This window comes from Streptomyces sp. NPDC046335, assembly GCF_055587985.1.
Map to the genome: position 1 here is coordinate 149602 of NZ_JBVJFF010000015.1, position 16811 is coordinate 166412.

12 protein-coding genes and 2 pseudogenes are annotated in these 16811 nt (G+C 68.0%); 8 read left to right on the top strand and 6 right to left on the bottom strand.

Annotation, left to right across the window (positions count from 1 at the left end; translation table 11 throughout):
• Positions 1-28: 28 nt before the first annotated feature.
• A pseudogene (locus ACZ6JY_RS32885) lies at positions 29-541 on the top strand (STAS domain-containing protein); the annotation flags it as partial.
• Positions 542-622: 81 nt separating this feature from the next.
• On the opposite strand, the gene ACZ6JY_RS32890 reads toward ACZ6JY_RS32885, so the two are convergent.
• Both ACZ6JY_RS32890 and ACZ6JY_RS32895 read right to left on the bottom strand, forming a co-directional pair.
• Positions 623-883 carry a hypothetical protein gene (locus tag ACZ6JY_RS32890; protein WP_469201824.1) on the bottom strand — a complete coding sequence of 87 codons (261 nt, stop codon included), beginning with the start codon at positions 881-883 and terminating at the stop codon, positions 623-625.
• 378 nt (positions 884-1261) lie between these two features.
• Positions 1262-1666: a MerR family transcriptional regulator gene (locus tag ACZ6JY_RS32895; RefSeq protein WP_469201826.1), complete on the bottom strand. Its 405-nt coding sequence runs from the start codon at positions 1664-1666 to the stop codon at positions 1262-1264.
• A gap of 418 nt (positions 1667-2084) precedes the next feature.
• Between ACZ6JY_RS32895 and ACZ6JY_RS32900 the strand changes: the two genes are divergently transcribed.
• Together ACZ6JY_RS32900 and ACZ6JY_RS32905 are read left to right on the top strand one after the other, a co-directional pair.
• Positions 2085-3590, top strand: coding sequence for a SulP family inorganic anion transporter (locus ACZ6JY_RS32900; protein WP_469201828.1), 1506 nt, complete (start codon positions 2085-2087; stop codon positions 3588-3590).
• 899 nt (positions 3591-4489) lie between these two features.
• Positions 4490-6031, top strand: a complete 1542-nt coding sequence (locus tag ACZ6JY_RS32905) for an alanine/glycine:cation symporter family protein (protein ID WP_469201830.1) — start codon at positions 4490-4492, stop codon at positions 6029-6031.
• Between the two features lie 266 nt (positions 6032-6297).
• Here ACZ6JY_RS32905 and ACZ6JY_RS32910 read toward each other — a convergent pair whose 3' ends face one another.
• Positions 6298-6705: a hypothetical protein gene (locus ACZ6JY_RS32910; protein WP_469201832.1), complete on the bottom strand. Its 408-nt coding sequence runs from the start codon at positions 6703-6705 to the stop codon at positions 6298-6300.
• A 555-nt stretch (positions 6706-7260) separates the two neighbouring features.
• A complete protein-coding gene (locus ACZ6JY_RS32915) occupies positions 7261-9318 on the bottom strand; it encodes a serine/threonine-protein kinase (RefSeq protein ID WP_469201834.1) in 2058 nt (685 codons plus the stop codon).
• Between the two features lie 380 nt (positions 9319-9698).
• On the opposite strand from ACZ6JY_RS32915, the gene ACZ6JY_RS32920 reads away from it, so the two are divergent.
• Positions 9699-10004 (top strand): hypothetical protein, encoded by a 306-nt coding sequence (locus tag ACZ6JY_RS32920; protein ID WP_469201836.1) that lies wholly within the window; start codon positions 9699-9701, stop codon positions 10002-10004.
• A gap of 268 nt (positions 10005-10272) precedes the next feature.
• Complete coding sequence (locus tag ACZ6JY_RS32925; protein WP_469201837.1) at positions 10273-10422, top strand: hypothetical protein; 150 nt, start codon at positions 10273-10275, stop codon at positions 10420-10422.
• Between the two features lie 81 nt (positions 10423-10503).
• On the opposite strand, the pseudogene ACZ6JY_RS32930 reads toward ACZ6JY_RS32925, so the two are convergent.
• Together ACZ6JY_RS32930 and ACZ6JY_RS32935 are read right to left on the bottom strand one after the other, a co-directional pair.
• Positions 10504-10614 (bottom strand): annotated as a pseudogene (locus ACZ6JY_RS32930) (IS5/IS1182 family transposase); the annotation flags it as partial.
• A 711-nt stretch (positions 10615-11325) separates the two neighbouring features.
• On the bottom strand, positions 11326-11895 hold the full coding sequence (locus tag ACZ6JY_RS32935; protein ID WP_469201839.1) for a hypothetical protein: 570 nt from the start codon (positions 11893-11895) through the stop codon (positions 11326-11328).
• A 675-nt stretch (positions 11896-12570) separates the two neighbouring features.
• Between ACZ6JY_RS32935 and ACZ6JY_RS32940 the strand changes: the two genes are divergently transcribed.
• The 3 genes from ACZ6JY_RS32940 to ACZ6JY_RS32950 all read left to right on the top strand — a co-directional run bounded on the left by ACZ6JY_RS32940 (position 12571) and on the right by ACZ6JY_RS32950 (position 16737).
• A complete protein-coding gene (locus tag ACZ6JY_RS32940) occupies positions 12571-13344 on the top strand; it encodes a phytanoyl-CoA dioxygenase family protein (protein ID WP_469201841.1) in 774 nt (257 codons plus the stop codon).
• Between the two features lie 101 nt (positions 13345-13445).
• Positions 13446-15335, top strand: a complete 1890-nt coding sequence (locus ACZ6JY_RS32945) for an NAD-dependent epimerase/dehydratase family protein (RefSeq protein WP_469201843.1) — start codon at positions 13446-13448, stop codon at positions 15333-15335.
• Positions 15328-16737, top strand: a complete 1410-nt coding sequence (locus ACZ6JY_RS32950; RefSeq protein WP_469201845.1) for an MFS transporter — start codon at positions 15328-15330, stop codon at positions 16735-16737. The genes ACZ6JY_RS32945 and ACZ6JY_RS32950 overlap by 8 nt, the downstream gene beginning before the upstream one ends.
• Positions 16738-16811 lie beyond the last annotated feature (74 nt).

Consider the following 16811-nt stretch of genomic DNA (forward strand, 5'->3'; position numbering starts at 1 on the left):
GTCGATTCGCCGCCGTCTGCGAGGCCAGGCGGCGCTCGTCGCCGTGATGATCCTGGTCGCGTTCGCCACCTTCGACTGGCACTCCATCCAGCCCAAGACCCTCAAGCGGATGCCGGTCGGCGAGACCACCGTCATGGCCGTCACCGTCGCCTGCGTGGTGGCCACCCACAACCTGGCCATCGGCGTCGTCGTCGGCTGCATCGTGGCCATGGTGATCTTCGCCAAGCGCGTCGCCCACCTCGCCGAAGTCACGGGCGTTGTCGACCCCGACGGCAACCAGGTCGTCTACGCGGTCACCGGCGAGCTGTTCTTCGCCTCCTCCAACGACCTGGTCACCCAGTTCAACTACAGGGACGACCCCGATGACGTCGTCATCGACCTGACCGACGCCCACATCTGGGACGCCTCGTCCGTCGCTGCTCTGGACGCCATCGAGACCAAGTACGCCCAGCGCGGCAAGAAGGTCACCATCGTCGGCCTGAACAAGCCCAGCGCCGAGATGCACGACAAACTCGCCGGCCAGCTCACCGGCGGCCACTGAGAACAGACGTCGCCCTTGCCCGCCGACCACCGCACCAGACATGGCGACACCGAAGCCGAGCAACCGCGTAGCGCGCGTCGGTCACCGCGAAGGCAGCTCACCGCGAACGCAGCCAGCGTCAGGACGCCGACGGCAAGAGTCCGGCCCGGGGCATCGGCCCGCGCTCCAGCCGTGCTCCTTGGCCTGCGTCGCGCCATGGACGAGCGCGGTGACGCCGAGCGTGGCGAGCACCGCGCCCGGCAGGCACCGCAGACCCGCTGCATCAAAGCCCAGAGCTGACTGGATCGAGGGCAGGGCGACATTCGCCTCCGCCACCGCCACCGCCACGTCGAGCACCACCATGAACTGCACCGCGCACGCCAGCCACATGGCCCTGAACTGGCCGCGCAACCCTTCGTCGCCGGCCCGGCCCCGACCGCCTGGAACGGCAGCTGACCGGAGTGCTGGAACAGGCCCGGGGAGAGGCCACGTTGGTCCGGCGCAGGCATGCGGTGGGCGAGGCCGCGCACCTGCTGTCCCTCAGCCACGGCCTCGGCACCAGTGTCCTGGCCGGTCAGCGCACGGCGGATGCGGATGCGGCCATGGAGATCCTGCACGCCCACCGCGGCCGGCTCTTCGCGTACCCCGCGTCGAGCCCGGGAAGGCACAGCCGGTCAGGCCGGGCGATCAGGCACGTCACCGCCGAGGGTGGTGCAGGCCGCTGTGGTGCGGGGGCCCGGGTCAGGGAGCGGCGACGCGTGTGATGCGTTCGCGCAGGGTGGCGGCGAACTCCTCGGCCCGTGCCAGTTGGGTGCGCAGTTTCTCCACCTGCTCGGCCGAGCTCTGCTCGTAGCCGCGAATGCGCTCGAGCAGCGCCTCCTGCTCAGCCGCCGGCAGTTCTTCGCCGGAGTCGAGGCGGTCGGTCGCGTCCAGGAGATCCCGCATCTCGTCCAGAGTGAAGCCGAGCGGCTTCATGCGGCGGATCACCATGAGGCGGCCCACATCGGCCTCGGTGTAGAGGCGGAAGCCGCCCTGCGAACGGGCCGAGGGGATGACGAGGCCGGCCTCCTCGTAGTGCCGGATGGTGCGCAGCGACAGCCCGGTCCGTGCTGCGACTTCACCGATCTGCATGTGCTCGCTGCTCACGCGAGTGCCTTTCCTCATCCGTCGCCAGGGCCACAGGTGCCAGCGCTGATCTCTACCGTAACGTTACGATGGAGTAGGTGATCGACTGGGGCCGGTCCGGTGCCGCCCCGATTCCGGGTACGGGGATGTATCGATCTCATGATCGACAGTGGTGTCGGGGCCGATGACGCTCCCGGCCGAGGACCAATGCTGCGGGAGAGAGAGCGTGCGCATGCCCATGATGCTCAGCGCCACCACCTGCCCACCGTGATCCTTCGTCTCTGAGCAGCGCCCCCCCACAGCTGTCACCTGTGGCCGCTGCGCCCTCTGACTCCGGCCCGCCGTACACGGGCTTGGCGGATGGCCGCCCCGGCTACCGCGCCTTCCCGCACGCCCCAGGTCATGCCAGGCGTGCCCGAGAACGACAGGTACCTCTTCCTTGTCTACGTCCGCACTGTCCCCGGCCGCCCGGCTGCGCGGCCTGCGCCCCGACTGGCTGTCCGACCCGAAGGTCTGGCGCACCGAGGTGCTTGCCGGCCTCGTCGTGGCCCTCGCCCTCATCCCTGAGGCGATCTCGTTCTCGATCATCGCCGGGGTCGATCCGGCGATCGGTCTGTTCGCGTCATTCACCATGGCCGTCACCATCTCGATCGTCGGCGGCCGCCGTGCGATGATCTCCGCCGCGACTGGTGCCGTCGCCCTGGTGATCGCCCCGCTCAACCGCGAACACGGGCTGGGCTACCTGATCGCCGCGGTCATCCTGGCCGGAGTCATTCAGATCCTCCTCGGGGCGCTCGGTGTCGCGAAGCTGATGCGGTTCGTGCCCCGCAGCGTAATGGTCGGCTTCGTCAACGCCCTCGCCATCCTGATCTTCATGGCGCAGGTGCCCGAGATGCACGACGTGCCGTGGCCCGTCTACCCGCTGATCATCGGCGGCTTGGCGCTCATGGTGTTCTTCCCGAAGATCACCACGGTGATCCCGGCCCCGCTCGTGTCCATCGTCATCCTGACTGTGATCACGATCGCCGCGGGGATCGCGGTGCCGACGGTCGGCGACAAGGGCGACCTGCCCTCCTCCCTCCCGGTGCCGGGTCTGCCGGACGTGCCGTTCACGATGGACACCCTGACCACCATCGCCCCCTACGCGCTCGCGATGGCGCTGGTGGGTCTGATGGAGTCGCTGATGACGGCGAAGCTCGTCGACGAGATCACCGACACGCACTCCTCCAAGACGCGTGAGTCGATCGGCCAGGGCATCGCCAACATCGTGACCGGCTTCTTCGGCGGCATGGGCGGCTGCGCGATGATCGGCCAGACCATGATCAACGTAAAGGTGTCCGGCGCCCGCACCCGTCTGTCCACCTTCCTGGCGGGCTCGTTCCTGATGGTGCTGTGCATCGTCTTCGGGCCGGTCGTCTCCGACATCCCGATGGCGGCTTTGGTCGCGGTCATGGTGATGGTGTCCTTCGCGACCTTCGACTGGCACTCCATCGCCCCGAAGACGCTGAAGCGGATGCCCACCGGGGAGATCGCCGTCATGGTCATCACGGTGGCCTGCGTGGTCGCCACCGACAACCTCGCCATCGGCGTCGTCGTCGGCTCCATCACCGCCATGGTCATCTTCGCCAAGCGCGTCGCCCACCTCGCCAACGTCACCGCGGTCACCGACTCCGAGGCGAGCACCGTGGTGTACTTCGTGACCGGTGAGCTCTTCTTCGCCTCGTCCAACGACCTCGTCGGACAGTTCGACTACGCCACCGACGCGGACAAGGTCGTCATCGACCTGACCGCTGCCCACATTTGGGATGCCTCCTCGGTCGCCGCGCTCGATGCGATCGAGACCAAGTACGCCCATCGCGGCAAGACCGTCGAGATCATCGGCCTCAATCAGCCGAGCGCCCAGATCCACGAAAGGCTCAGCGGCGAACTCACTGGCGGTCACTGACGGATCTGCCTTGCCCACGAGGGCCTCACGGGCTCCCTGCGTGGCGCTGCGGAGGTTAGCGGCCGCAAGCTCTCCCACCCCTACGCCCCCGCCGATCCGGAGCACGTCCTCGCCGTGCTCCGGCGCCTGCTCAGCGCACGCGCCACGGTCCTCGCGGTCAACGCCGCTTACATCGCCTCCGCGGGCAAGATCGCCGCCCGGGCAGACGACAGACCTCGTCATGAACGACGCCGAAGTCGCTGCCCTCATCGACGACCACTACTACATCGGAGAGGTCCAGACGCTCGCCCCGGCGCCGAGGCCAACCTCCTGAAACTCACCGAACTGCGCGGCGCCCTCACCCCCGAGCCAACCGACCGCTGGACCGAGAGCAAGAGCGCAGATGTCCGCGCCCACAGGCTCGGCGGGACCGACGACCCGCTGGTCCGCGCCGTCGACGCCCTTGCCCTCCTCGCCGACCGCGTCGCCTCCGTCGAGACGGCCATCACCCGAGCCGCCGAGCCGCGGGCACGCGCTCGCCAACCCGGCAGCGTCTGAGGGATGAACATGGCGACTCACGACGTGATCCCGAAATGAGTGTCCGATGAACGGACCAGGCCATCTGAATAACGGTCTGGTTTCGTTCGCTGGGAGTTTCGAATATTACGCATGGTGATGTGATCTGCATCACTAAAGAATGCGTAAAGGTCGTGGTAGAACTGCCCAACTCCGCAGGTGGCGTCACCCTCGCCGCATCCCCCGGAGCGGCCGGCACGCACCGGCAGTACGACCAGGATGTTCACGTTCCGAGTCCGCGGAACGTGACCCCAGAGTCGCCGATCGGACAACGGCGTTCGCTCAGACCGCACATCTTCCGGCGCAACCCCCGGCGCCGGCCCTGCGCCATCGAGGTAGTCACCGTGTCACTCGACTCCATCACCACCTCCGTCGACGAGGCCGTCAGCGGCTTCTTCGAGCCCATAGCCACCTGGCTCGGGGACGTCGTCTTCTACTCCGTCTCCGTCGCCGGTACGGAGCTGCCCCTCATCGTTGCCTGGCTCGTCATCGCAGGTCTGGTCTTCACCACCTGGTTCGGGCTGGTGCAGGTCAGGAAATTCAAACTCGCCGTCGACGTGGTGCGCGGGAAGTACGACGAGGAGGGGTCGGCCGGTGAGGTCAACCACTTCCAGGCGCTGACCGCGGCGGTCTCCGGCACGGTGGGTCTGGGCAACATCGCCGGCGTCGCCGTCGCCGTCTCCATCGGTGGCCCGGGTGCCACCTTCTGGATGATCCTCTGCGGCCTGCTGGGCATGGCCACCAAGTTCGTCGAAGTCACCTTGGGCGTGAAGTACCGCGAGGTGCACGCCGACGGCACCGTCTCCGGTGGCCCGATGCACTACCTGCCCAAGGGCCTGGCCGACCGCTTCGGCAAGAACGGCAAGACGCTCGGCAAGATCCTGGCAGTCCTCGCCTCCTTCATGATCCTGTTCTTCGGCCTCTTCGGCGGCAACCTCTTCCAGGTCAACCAGTCCTACGCCCAGCTCGTCTCCGTGACCGGCGGCGAGAGCGGCCTGATGGGTTCCTCTGCCGGTGCGCTGTTCTTCGGCATCCTGATCGCCGCTCTCGTCGGCATCGTGCTGCTCGGAGGCATCCGCTCGATCGCCAACGTGACCAGCAAGCTCGTCCCCGCCATGGCCGGCATCTACATCGCGGCCTGCCTGGTCGTCATCCTGGTGCACGTCTCCGCGGTTCCGGCCGCGATCGGCAGCATCATCGAGGGTGCGTTCAACCCTCAAGGTGTCGCCGGCGGTGTTCTCGGCGCGCTGATCATCGGATTCCAGCGGGCCGCCTTCTCCAACGAGGCCGGCCTCGGCTCCGCCCCGATCGCACACTCCGCGGTCAAGACCAAGCACCCCGCCAGCGAGGGCCTGGTCGCCCTGCTGGAGCCGTTCATCGACACCGTCATCATCTGCACGATGACCGCGCTGACGATCGTCATCGCCAATCCGGCCAGCTGGGTCGAGGCCCGCGAGAGCAACGGTGGGTCCATCGGCGGTGTCACCATCACCTCCGACGCCTTCGCCACCGTAATGCCCTGGTTCCCGTACATCCTCACGGTCGCGGTGATGCTGTTCGCCATCTCCACCGTGCTCACTTGGGGCTACTACTGCCTCAAGGCCTGGACGTACCTCTTCGGCCGCAGCAGGGGCAGCGAGCTGACCTTCAAGGTCCTCTACACACTGTTCGCGGTCGCGGGCTCCCTGCTGACGCTGGAAACCCTGATCGGCATGGCCGACGCGGTGCTCTTCATGCTCGCCGTCATCAACATCATCGGCCTGTACCTCCTCGCCCCGGTCGTCAAGCGCGAGCTGAACACCTTCCTGGAGTTCGTCCGCGCCCGCAACGCCGGTGAGGGCACCAAGGACGACGAAGACCAGGAGCCGGTGAAGACCACCGTCTGACCGCCCCCGCGGCCCGGCTCCTGAACGGGCCCGTCCACACCTGACGCCTTGGTGTGGACGGGCCCGCTCGCCATGCTCGAACCACGTGTCCCAGCAGGGAGAACGCGGCCTGGCAGGGTGCACGTAGGCCGGTCAGGGTGTAAAGCACGCGGCCGGGACTCAGGCCTGGCCTGGTGTCGCTCATGCAACAACGGTCCCACTCGACACACGAGTTCGCTGATGATCGCTGTGCGCGTCGTGTTCCCCACCACACGCCCACGAGCCCGTTAGCGGAGTGCCGCAAGGGCGATATAGATGACCGTCGAGACGCCAACGACGACTAGGGCGATCCGCTCCTGCCTCGGACAATATGTCCATGAACGGTGCGTTCGCGGGTTGAACATGTCGTAGTGGCCCGCGAGTGCGAACGGGTATCCCGCGAGCAAGAGGACAGACAGGCCGAACGCCTTGACCGGGACAGTTGCGCTGCCGATATCGAGGACGGGTGCAATGAAAACCCCGAGCATCGTTACTGCGATCGACAGTAAGTTGAGGATGTCCGCGGGGGGAAGCCACGTAATGTCGCCCTTGCCGCTAACGTCAATCTCCCTATTGATCCGTAGGGCGAGTCCGGTGACCTGGAAGCCGGAGATCACTCCGGCCGCGGTCCATAATGATCCAAGATCGGGTTGCATCTCACACCACCTCGGCTGCTGACATGACACAGGCGGGGTAAGCGTCGCATCGCAGCGAGCCCGCGGAACAGGCCGAGGGGGACTGACCTGGCGGCCTTGTAGAGCTCCAGCTTGCGGGTGTGGAAGTGGTCCTGGAACTCGCATCATTCGTCGGTCGTGGGAGCGCGGTATTCCTCTGCGGGCCGCGTCGCTCGCCGCTGTTGGTATGGCCGAGCAAACGAGCGGCGATATTGACGGGCAGTCCGCCGGCGACGGCCTCGGTCGCGAAGATTCAGCGGAAGTCGTACGGCGTGAAGTGCAGGGGCTCGCCCGTCTGGTTGGTGAGGGCGGTCGGTTCGGGCCAGGATGTCGTTGAGTAACTGGTAGAGCATGTTCGTGCTGATGACGCCGCGTTTCCAGTCGATCCGGCGCTGGATGAGGTACGGCAACGGCGGCCAGGTGACGATACCCCGCTCGGCTGCGGAAGCAGTTGACGGTGTGACGGTGTGATCTGGAAGTGCAGCATCAGGCCCATGCCGGCGAGCACCAGACCGGCCGCGGCCGAGCCGGGTCCGCTCAGCTCTCCGGGCACACCTTCGGGTTCAGGTCGGGGACGCCCAGCGTGGGCTTCTTGAGCAGAGGGGCCAGATTCTTCTGGTACATGGAATTCCACCCCGGCGTGTCCTCAAGGATCGCTGTCACCGCCGAGCACACCTTCTTCTTCAGGACCGGCGTCCCGGAACGCATGGCCACACCGTATTCCTCCGTACCTTCGATGGTGTCCAGCATCTTGACCTTGTTCGACTGGGCGTAGCCCGCGAGAACGGCGTCGTCCGAGGCCACTGCGTAGATGGTTGTCTGCCCGCTCATCAACTGCTCCAGGCAGTACTGGTAGGTGGCCGGCAGCGACTTCATCAGGGTGAAGCCGAGCGAGGGAAGGTCCTTCGCGTAGGTCGAACCCTTGGCGGTGCACACCTCCACCTTCTTGTCCTTCAGATAGCTGGCGTCCTTGATCTCCCCGTGCCGCAACGAGTTCTTGCGCACCAGGAACCCCCGGCCCGCCTCGTAGTACGGGCCGACGAACTCGATCTCGGCGCTTTTCCTCATGGTGTACGAGGCGATGACGAGATCCACCGCCTTTCTCTTCAGGTGACTGTCCCGGTTCCCGGACGTGACATCGACGAACTTGACGTCCTTGTCCTCGTATCCCAGGTCCCGGGCGACCTTGTAGGCCATGTCGATGTCGAAGCCCTCGTATGTGTGATTCCCTTCGCTGTCCTTTCGCTTCCTCAGGCTCAGCCCTCGCTGATCGGCCTTGACGCCGATCTTCAACTGGGGATGAGCCTTCTTCCAGTCCTTCCATGCCTGTGTCTCGGCGTCGCCACCCCGGCCGTCCGGGCTGGCGGCATCGCTGACCTTGTCCTTGTCCTTACCTCCCAAGCCGGCTCCGTTCGTCACGAACCAGCCGGCGGTGGCCAGCAACACCACGGCGAGAGCCACCGCTACCGCCCTCTTCGCGCCTTTCTGGGAGCCGGACCGCGGGTCCTTCTTCGGGGCGGCCGGGGGAGCGGAGGCACTCGGGGGAGCCGGGGCGAACGCGCGCTCCGGTCCGGGTTCGCGTGCGGGTACGGGCTCCGATTCGCGCTTCGGCGGCTGCGGCGCGGCCCCGGCGGGGGCGGCGTTCGATGGAGCGCCCAGCACCTCGCGCAGCATGCTGTCCGCCGTGGACGTGTCCAGGCGCTCATCGGGATTCGTGCGCAGCAGCCCCTGGATCACCGGGGTGAGGGGACCCGCGTACCGCAGGACCGGGTGCGGCGACTCCTTGATGCTCGCCTGGACCTCCCAGGACTCCCTGCCGCCGAAGGGACGGCTGCCCTCGACCATCTCGTACAGCACGACCCCCAGTGCCCACAGATCCGAGGCGGGGGTGGGTCCGCTGAAGAACAGTTCGGGCGCCTGGTACGGGGGTGTGCCGATGACGCTGCCGGACCGGGTCAGCGGGGTGGCTCCCTCGAACGTCGCGATCCCGAAGTCCACCAGGATCACGTGCCCGTCGTCCCGGACCAGTACATTGGCCGGCTTCACGTCGCGGTGGAGGACGGACGCCGCGTGCACCGCCCGCAGACCCTGGAGGATTTGGTGGCCGATGTCCGCCGCCCTCGGCACGGCGAGCACCCTCTGCTCGTGCAGCAGGTCCGCCAACGACCCGGCGTCGAGCAGCTTCATCACGATCCAGACCTGGTTGTCGGTCTCGAGCTGGTCGTGGACCGTCACCACGTTCGGGTGTTCGATCTTGGCTATGGCCTCCGCCTCCCGGCGTGCCCGTTGCATCGCCGCGGCCTGGGAACCAGCGGCCACGGCGTTCCGGTTGAGCAGACCCTTTATGGCGACGAACCGGCGCAGCCGCCGGTCGTGGGCCTTCCACACCTCGCCCATGCCGCCGCTGCCGATCGGTTCCACCAGCTCGTAGCGGCCCTCGATCACCGCATGCGGGTGGTCAGGCGTGGACGAGGCTCCGTGAAACGGTTCCGTGGGCCATTGCTGAGCCGCCCCTGAGCCCGCCTGCTGAGGCGTGCTGTCCGCCCACGGCTCTCCGGAGCCACCACCGGCTCCGGGCCTGTCTTCGCCTTGCATGCGCCCCCCTCACAACTGGATTCAGACCACAGTAGATGCTCGGTCCGAAACGCGCGTAGAGCTATGAGAATGGTGGTGGCGAACATCGTGTCCTGCGCGGTGGTGGCTGAAGAGCGTGAGGACCGCGAGGGGGGCATGTTTCGGCATGGCCCGGGCGAAGTGGCCCTGCCAGGAAAGGTATTGAGTTGTGATCAGTAGGGCAACTGGCCGATGTGGAGCGGATGTTCGTCGAGCCAAGCCATACCCGCCGATCGGTGAGTACGGCCCGTATCCCGCAGCGGCTGCGGAAGCAGTTTGAGGTGTGAACTGGCGGTTCAGGCAGGCGGGTAGTGGCGGGAGATGCCGGCGGAGTTCGGCGCCGCCGCCGCTCTTCCGGGGGCGTGCAGCGTGACGGCCGGGAGCCGTCCGAGTTCGCCGCCGTGCTCCAGGGCCTGATGGCCGACCGTGCCTGGGACCTCCCGGCCGCCGACGACACCGTGCTGGACTGCTGGCCCGACATCGAGGCTGCCGTCGCCTTCCACTCCGAGACCGGCCAGCTGGACCTGCGCCTCGACGTCTCTGAACTCCGCGCTGTCTCAGCGATCAACCGGAGGGTGCCGCGCTGGTACTTGACCGGAAATCGCGGGAGGGGTGGGCAAGCAGGTGGAAAGCGACCGGCGGCGTGCAGCCACCGTGGCGCTCGGTGAGCTCGGGCGAAGCCACGACTACCGTGACCGGGCGGATGCCGGTCATGCCTAGCAGGATTCGCCGAGACGCAGGAGGTCGGTCCACTGCTGGAGCTCCTGCTCGACCCAGGCAACACCTTCGTCACCCGGGTGACGGCGGCGACACCCCCTGACCGTCGTCCCGGGCCGACTCGCACGCCGAACCGGCCCCGGGGCACGCTGGGAGGCGTGAGCAGCGCGGCCGACCGTCGTGCACCTGCCCTCCCTCCCGGGCGGCCGGAGAGTCACGGTGCACAGCAGCGGCCGAGACGAGATCCTCGGCACCGCCTACAACGACCACGGCCTGGTCGCTTTACTCGATGGCGTCGGCGTCGCCGAACCCGAGGCCATCCTGAACGACCCGCAGCGGGTGGAGTGGCGCGGCGGCCCCGCCCACTAGCGCAGCGCCGCCTGACATTCGAGCGGCGGCAACGGCCGGGCAGGGGCTATTCGCTTACAGACGCTTGGTGAAGCGGGCAAGGGTGACATCCACGAGCCCGGCGTCATTCAGCCGGTGCAGTACGGCCTCGTGCAGCCGGCCCCAGACACCGGCTCTGGACCGGATCACGAACCGGCGGTGCGCGGTCGACCGCGGCCGCACCCTCGACCGCTGAGTCGGGGGGTTGTTCACGTTTTCGATCGCGGACCGGCGGGGCGACTTGGCAGACTGCTTGCCCCCGCTGACACCGGGGACCTCGAAGTCGACTTCGAGGCACGGGTCACCACGACCTGCGAGCTGGAGCGGTTGACCGGAGCCATGCCGGATGCTGACTGGTGGTCCTACGGGGCCGACCGGCACGGCTCCTCGCGCAATGGCGACTCCCCGTCGGGCCTGAGGCTCCGCAGGCCGGCCTCGACTGCTGGGGCAGCAGAGGTGCCTTGAGGAGCCCGCGCGGGACCACACGGTGTACATCCACGTGAAACAGTTCGAAGCCCAACGGGCAGCCTGGCTGCCGGCGCAAGTCGGCCTGCGGACCATCGGCGAGTTGCAGATGGCACGCCTTTGAACCTGCCCGAATGGCGCCACACTCACCTGGACATTCGCCGGACAGATGGACGGCCCCGCATGAGCCTGCCTTCCAATACGGAACCGCAGTCATACGAAGGACGCAGAGGTAAGTCGCCGTACCACGGCGTCGGTCGTCCACACGTTGACCTGGACGGCTGTGTCACTCTCACGACGTCGTGCCGAGCTACGGGTTGAAACCGTCATTCTCCTCCGGCGCGTGCGCGACCCGAGTGGGAGCCGCGTAGTTGAGCCAGGTAGATGGAGATGACGGCGGGGGCACGCCGACTGAGGTTTCTACTCCGAGCGGGCGCTGCCGTGTGGGTACCAGGCCATCATTTCCGTGTACTCGGCAGGGGTCTTACCGTCGGAGGTGAGCCAGTCGGTCTCCCCTTGCTCCCATTCGAATGCGAGGTGACGGGCGGTGAGTTCCTCGACGAGGTCGGTGGCGAGACGGGATGCCTCGAAGAGGTCCTGATCGGGGGTCTGGGAGCTGGCGGCGACGACGATGCCGCGGACTTCGGCGGAGTGGCCGTAGCGGAATGCCCCGTTCCCGAGCAGGTGAGGGTCTGTGTGGACGGCCACTCCATTGTTGTGGCCGAGACGGCGGTGCACTGAGGCCTTCGCCGCGGCCTTCGGGAGGAAGCGCCGGGCGTCGCTCCCGATGGTGATGGCGCCCAGGACGGCGTCGGCTTGGCCGACGCGGGCGTCTGCCGTCGGGTCGAGGATGACGAAACCCATCGCGGGCCGGGGGTACGGGCCGCGTGGGGCGTGGCCCGGCGCGGTGGTGGAGTTCCGGAGGATGCTTTCGGCGCGCCGTTCGCCCAGGGACTGGAGCAGGGAGGTGAGTTCGGCGTCATCCAGCATGTATGCATAGGGGTTTCGCTGTACTGCGGCCTGGACCTGCGGACTGTTGGGCACCGCTCTCTCCGATTCTGTGCTGCTGCGACGGTCGATGGGTCAGGTGTCCGTTATGGCTGCGTTCTGGGTCATTCCGCATGCACCGCATGCTTTTCGCGTCCAGTAAGCGCTTTACGGTATTCGCAAGAACCTGGGTTCTGTGTCACCCGCGCGATATTTCGCACCCTTCGCGCGGTGTTTCGCACCCTTGCGTGAGTACTGTCAGGCGGCGCCGGAGGGGCAGTGATCCCCGTGCCCGATGAGCGAATGAGTGACCTGTCGGCGGCGCCGTGCCAATTCCTTCGCCGGCTGGATCATGCCCGGCCGCAGCGATCTTTGCAATGCCCGGCTGCGGCGCCATGCTCGCTGTGAGTGAGGTGGTATGCACTCTGAGCAGGCATGGTACGGAGACTGATGACGCCTCAACCAGGTGCGTGACCAGGTGCGTTGATGTCCTGGCCAGCCGAATGACCTTGACCTGCCGAAGATGTCCCGCCTAGTGTCCGGATCGGCCCACAGGTATAGACCAACCTGTGGAGGCCTCGTCGAATTTCCGTAGTCGGCTGCTCCGTCCGTGCTATGCAGCGTTTTCCACGCAGCGCTGTGCCGACGAAACATAGGCAAACGAAGGGGTTGTTCAGTTTGACCACGCAAGTGGTTTCCGAGTTGGCCCAGAAGTTCGCAGACGACGGATACGCCGTGGTGGGAGAAGTCATCTCGCCGGGCGATCTCGAGGTCTACAGGGCGATCTACGACCGGCTCCTGAGCGGAGACATCGAGACCGGGGACAAGCGGTCCGACCTCGGCTCGCACATCGCACGCAAGGAGGGGGTGCGCGAGAACATCACGCAGATCATGTGGCCGTCCGCGCTCCATCCCCCGCTGCGTGAACTCCCGCTGCACGACAAGGCGCTGGCGGTTGCTCGCGAGCTCATCGGAGACGACGCGGAACTCGACTTCGACATGATGATCCACAAGGATCCGCACACGGCTGTGGCGACCCCCTGGCACCAGGACGAGGCTTACTGGGTCGACATGCCCGACCGCCGCGCCGTCTCGATCTGGATAGCGATGGACGACGCGAGCCTCGACAACGGCTGCATGTGGTACGTCCAGGGCTCCCACAAACAGCCGATCCGGCCGCACCGTCCCACCAGCGACGGCAAGAACATCGAATGCGACTGCTCGGAGGACGAGCCCGGCGCCACCCCCGTGCCCGTGCGGGCGGGCGAGGCAGTGGCGCACTCCGGGGCCACCCTGCACTCCTCGCGAGGAAACACCACGAGCGCCACCCGCCGGGCGTACATCCTCAATTACCGGCCCGCGGCCATGATCCGGCTGGAACGCGAGCGCGGCGCCGATCACGGTCTCAACGAGAACGTGCGGCAGGTCCGCAACTCCGACGCCCAGGACTAACCGCGCGGCGGAGGGCCGACGCCCCCGCCCGCACACGCAACTCGACACCGCCGGGCCGGCCCCCATCGCCGGCCCGGCACCGACGAACCGGAAGGTGACCCGTGAAGGCAGTCGTGCTCACAGGCGCGGTGATGACCCACCCCAGAAGGCTTGCCGCGGCACAGGGAATCGCCGCGCTGGATGCCCGGGGCCGCATCCAGGTCATCACGGATCCCGACCCTTCGGGGCCCCCGACCGCCCTGCGGACCGCCAATCCGTCCTGGAGTTGCGTGGGAGAGGCTGCGACCCATCACATCGTCTTCCAGGACGACGTGATCCTGGCCGAAGGGTTCTTCCCCTACGTCGAGCAGGCCGCCGCCGCCTTCCCCGGCGAAGCCGTCGCCTTCTACGAGGGCTGGGAAGGCCGCAACAGCGGCGTCGTACGCCTGGGAGCGCTGACCGGCGCCCACTGGGCCCACGCCATCGACGAACACGTGCCGTCACTCGCGCTGATGCTGCCTGCCGAAGCGGCGCGAGGGTACGCCCGGTTCGCGGCCGAGCACGGTGATGGCTGGCCGTACGACGTCGTGGTGCAGCGCTACCTCAAGACGTTGAAGATCCCGGTCCGGCTCGCGGTTCCCAGCACCGTCGACCACGACGACGTTCCCAGCCTGGCCGGCAACAGCAAGCACGGATGGCGGCGAGCGACGTACTTCACCGACCGGGCGGGCGAGGTCACCGACACGGTTGCCTCCTCGTTCCCGGTGGTGCCGTTCTTCCAGTACGGCGAGGCCAAGTGCGGCGTGCGGTACGGCGAGCGCTGGGAGTTCCTGGACACCGAGACGTACTTGCACCGCATCCACTTGGCGGAGGCCTGCGACAGCGGCTTCGCGGAGGCCGGGCAGCCGGAACTTCCCGCCGCCGCCCGCCGACACCTGTGGCTCACCGCCTTTGCCACGGGAGTCGTCTGCGCGGACCTCGCCGCAGGCCCCGTCGAACCCGATGTGGCACGTGCCGTGATGGACTCGCTGGGCCCCGGGGGCCTGTGCGAGGACTACACCGGTGCAGAGCTCATCGATATGATTCCCGCGCTCCGTGCACTGGCCCTGGAGGCGTTCGACGCCGGCTTGGCGGCACGGGCCGCCGGGCACCCCCGTCCGCCGCTCACGGCAGATGCCGGCCCGGTGACCGATCCCGTCGTCGTCACCGGTGGCGACCGGGCCTTCGGCGATCGACTGGCCCGGCTGCTCGGGGACGAAGGACGCGGCGCGACCTATGTCAGCGAACTCGGCGCCTACGAGGGGCAGACACCCGCTGCCCTGATCCACCTCGGCGACCGGAACCGTGGAACCCGTACACCGCAAACGCTCGCCCACGCGGAGAAGCTGGGGATCCAGCGCGTGGTGCATCTCGGTTCAGCCGCCGTCTACCGTGGCGCGGCGGCAGACCAGGGCGCGGAGGACGCCTTGCACGTCCGCCCCCTCGACGAGGAAGCGGCCGCCTGGTGGGACGAGGAGCAGGCGATCCTGCGGTGGGGCGCGGAGACGGCCACGTCCGTGCAGGTCGTCCGACTCGCGGAGCAGGTGGGGCCCCACGCTCCGCTGGAGGGCGTCATGGCCACCTGGATGCTCCAGGCCTGGACCCGCCGCCCCATGGTCCTCGTCGAAGGGCGCGACCACCAGATCGTCGACCACCGCGACACCGCGGGAGCACTCGCCGCCATCCTCGCGGGCCCGGCGCGTTCGCCGGTCTACAACGTCGCCTCGGCGCACTTCGAGGAGGCCGAACTCGCGGAACTCGTCGCGGAGACGGCGCGCCGCACCCCGTGGGAGCAGAGCTCCGCCGACCGCACCCCGAGCCGGCCCCGTATGACCACCGCTCTGATCACCGCGGAGACGGGCTGGCGGCCCTCCGCGTCCGTGCACAGCGGGGCGCGCGCGCTCGCGCAGTGGCTCGCCTGCGACATCCACGACCCCGAGACGGCGGCACCGTACCGGAGCAGCGATGCCTGACGAGCAGACGCGTCTGGCCAAGGACGCCGACGCCGGCCCCGGGCTCTTCTCCCGGCGGTACGCCGCCGCGACCACGACCTTCGCCGTCGTCATGTTCCTCACCGGCTTCGCCGCGCTGGCCGTCGTGCCCACGCTGCCGACCGCCGCGAAGGACCTCGACGGAGTGCCGCTGTTCCCGATGGTCGCCGGCTGCTTCGTGGCAGCCAGCCTCTTCGGAGGCGTCCTTGGCGGACACTGGGCCGACCGGGCCGGTGCCCGTCGTCCGCTGGCGCTGGGCATGGCCCTGGCGGTGGTGACGCTGCTGGTGTCCGCGTCCAGCGTCTCCATCTGGCAGCTCGCCCTGGGCCGGTTCGTCGACGGCATGGCCGCGGGGATGGTCGCGGTGTCGGTGACCACCGCGATCGGCCAGTCCTACCCGGAGTACCTGCGCCCCCGCATGCTTGCCATGATGAGCGCGAGCTGGGTCATTCCGTCCCTGGTCGGTCCGCCCCTTGCCGGCGTCGTGGCCGAACTCTGGTCCTGGCGCGCGGTCTTCTACGGCCTCGCCGCGCTCACCGCGCTGCCCGCCGTCGTCCTGGTGTTCGTCCTGCGGTCAGGCCCTGCGGGCGGCCGGGACTCCGCCCCCGCCGACATCCCGCCGGAGGAGGAACGCGCCGCACGTCCGCCGCTGCTGGTCGCCGCACTCCTCAGCCTGGGGGCGGCGCTCGGCCAGTACGGCGTGTCCGAGTGGGATTTCCACCACCTGCTCTTCGTCGCCGTGGGCGTCGCGCTCCTGGTGGCGTTCGCCCCCAAGCTGCTGCCCCGGGGAACGTGGAGCAGTGCCCGGGGACTGCCGACCGCGGTGCTCATGCGAGGTCTCACCTCCGGCAGCTACTTCACCGTGGAAGCGCTGGTGCCCCTGATGCTGATCACGGAGCGCGACGTGGACGCGGTGGTGGTCGGTGTGGCGTTCACCGCCTCCGCCGTCCTGTGGGCAGGTTCCTCCTGGATACAGGGCAACCTCCTCCAGCACGTGGCCCGCCATCGGCTCGTCACCGTCGGAGCGCTGGTCATGGCCGCGTCCGTCGGCTTCGCGGTGATGGGCAGCTTCTCCGGCGTGTCCCCGTTCACCGCGGTCGCGGCCATGCCGCTCGCCGCCGTCGGCATGGGCCTGCTCGACCCCTGCGTCACGGTCCTTTCCCTCAACCACAGCGCACCGCACCGGCAGGGACACACCACCAGCGCGATGCAGACCAACATGAACCTCGGGCAGGTCGTGATCCTGGCCCTCACCACCGCGGTCCTCAACGGCTGTCTGGCCGTAGGCACGAGCACCCTCGGCGGCTATGCGACCGCGTTCGCGCTGCTGCTGGTGCCCACGCTCCTCGTGGCTCTCGTGGCCGTCCGCGCGCGCAGCAACTGAGACAGAGAGCCACCCCCGGCGAATCTCCGGCGAATCCCGCCCCCGCACCCTCCCCACCCCACCTTCAGAAGGAG

What these genes read in the sequence shown, in the direction of transcription:
- ACZ6JY_RS32890 (WP_469201824.1), bottom strand. Translation starts at nt 883, where the DNA reads ATGGTGGTGCTCGACGTGGCGGTGGCGGTGGCGGAGGCGAATGTCGCC.
- ACZ6JY_RS32910 (WP_469201832.1), bottom strand. Translation starts at nt 6,705, where the DNA reads ATGCAACCCGATCTTGGATCATTATGGACCGCGGCCGGAGTGATCTCC.
- ACZ6JY_RS32915 (WP_469201834.1), bottom strand. Translation starts at nt 9,318, where the DNA reads ATGCAAGGCGAAGACAGGCCCGGAGCCGGTGGTGGCTCCGGAGAGCCG.
- ACZ6JY_RS32935 (WP_469201839.1), bottom strand. Translation starts at nt 11,895, where the DNA reads ATGCTGGATGACGCCGAACTCACCTCCCTGCTCCAGTCCCTGGGCGAA.
- ACZ6JY_RS32950 (WP_469201845.1), top strand. Translation starts at nt 15,328, where the DNA reads ATGCCTGACGAGCAGACGCGTCTGGCCAAGGACGCCGACGCCGGCCCC.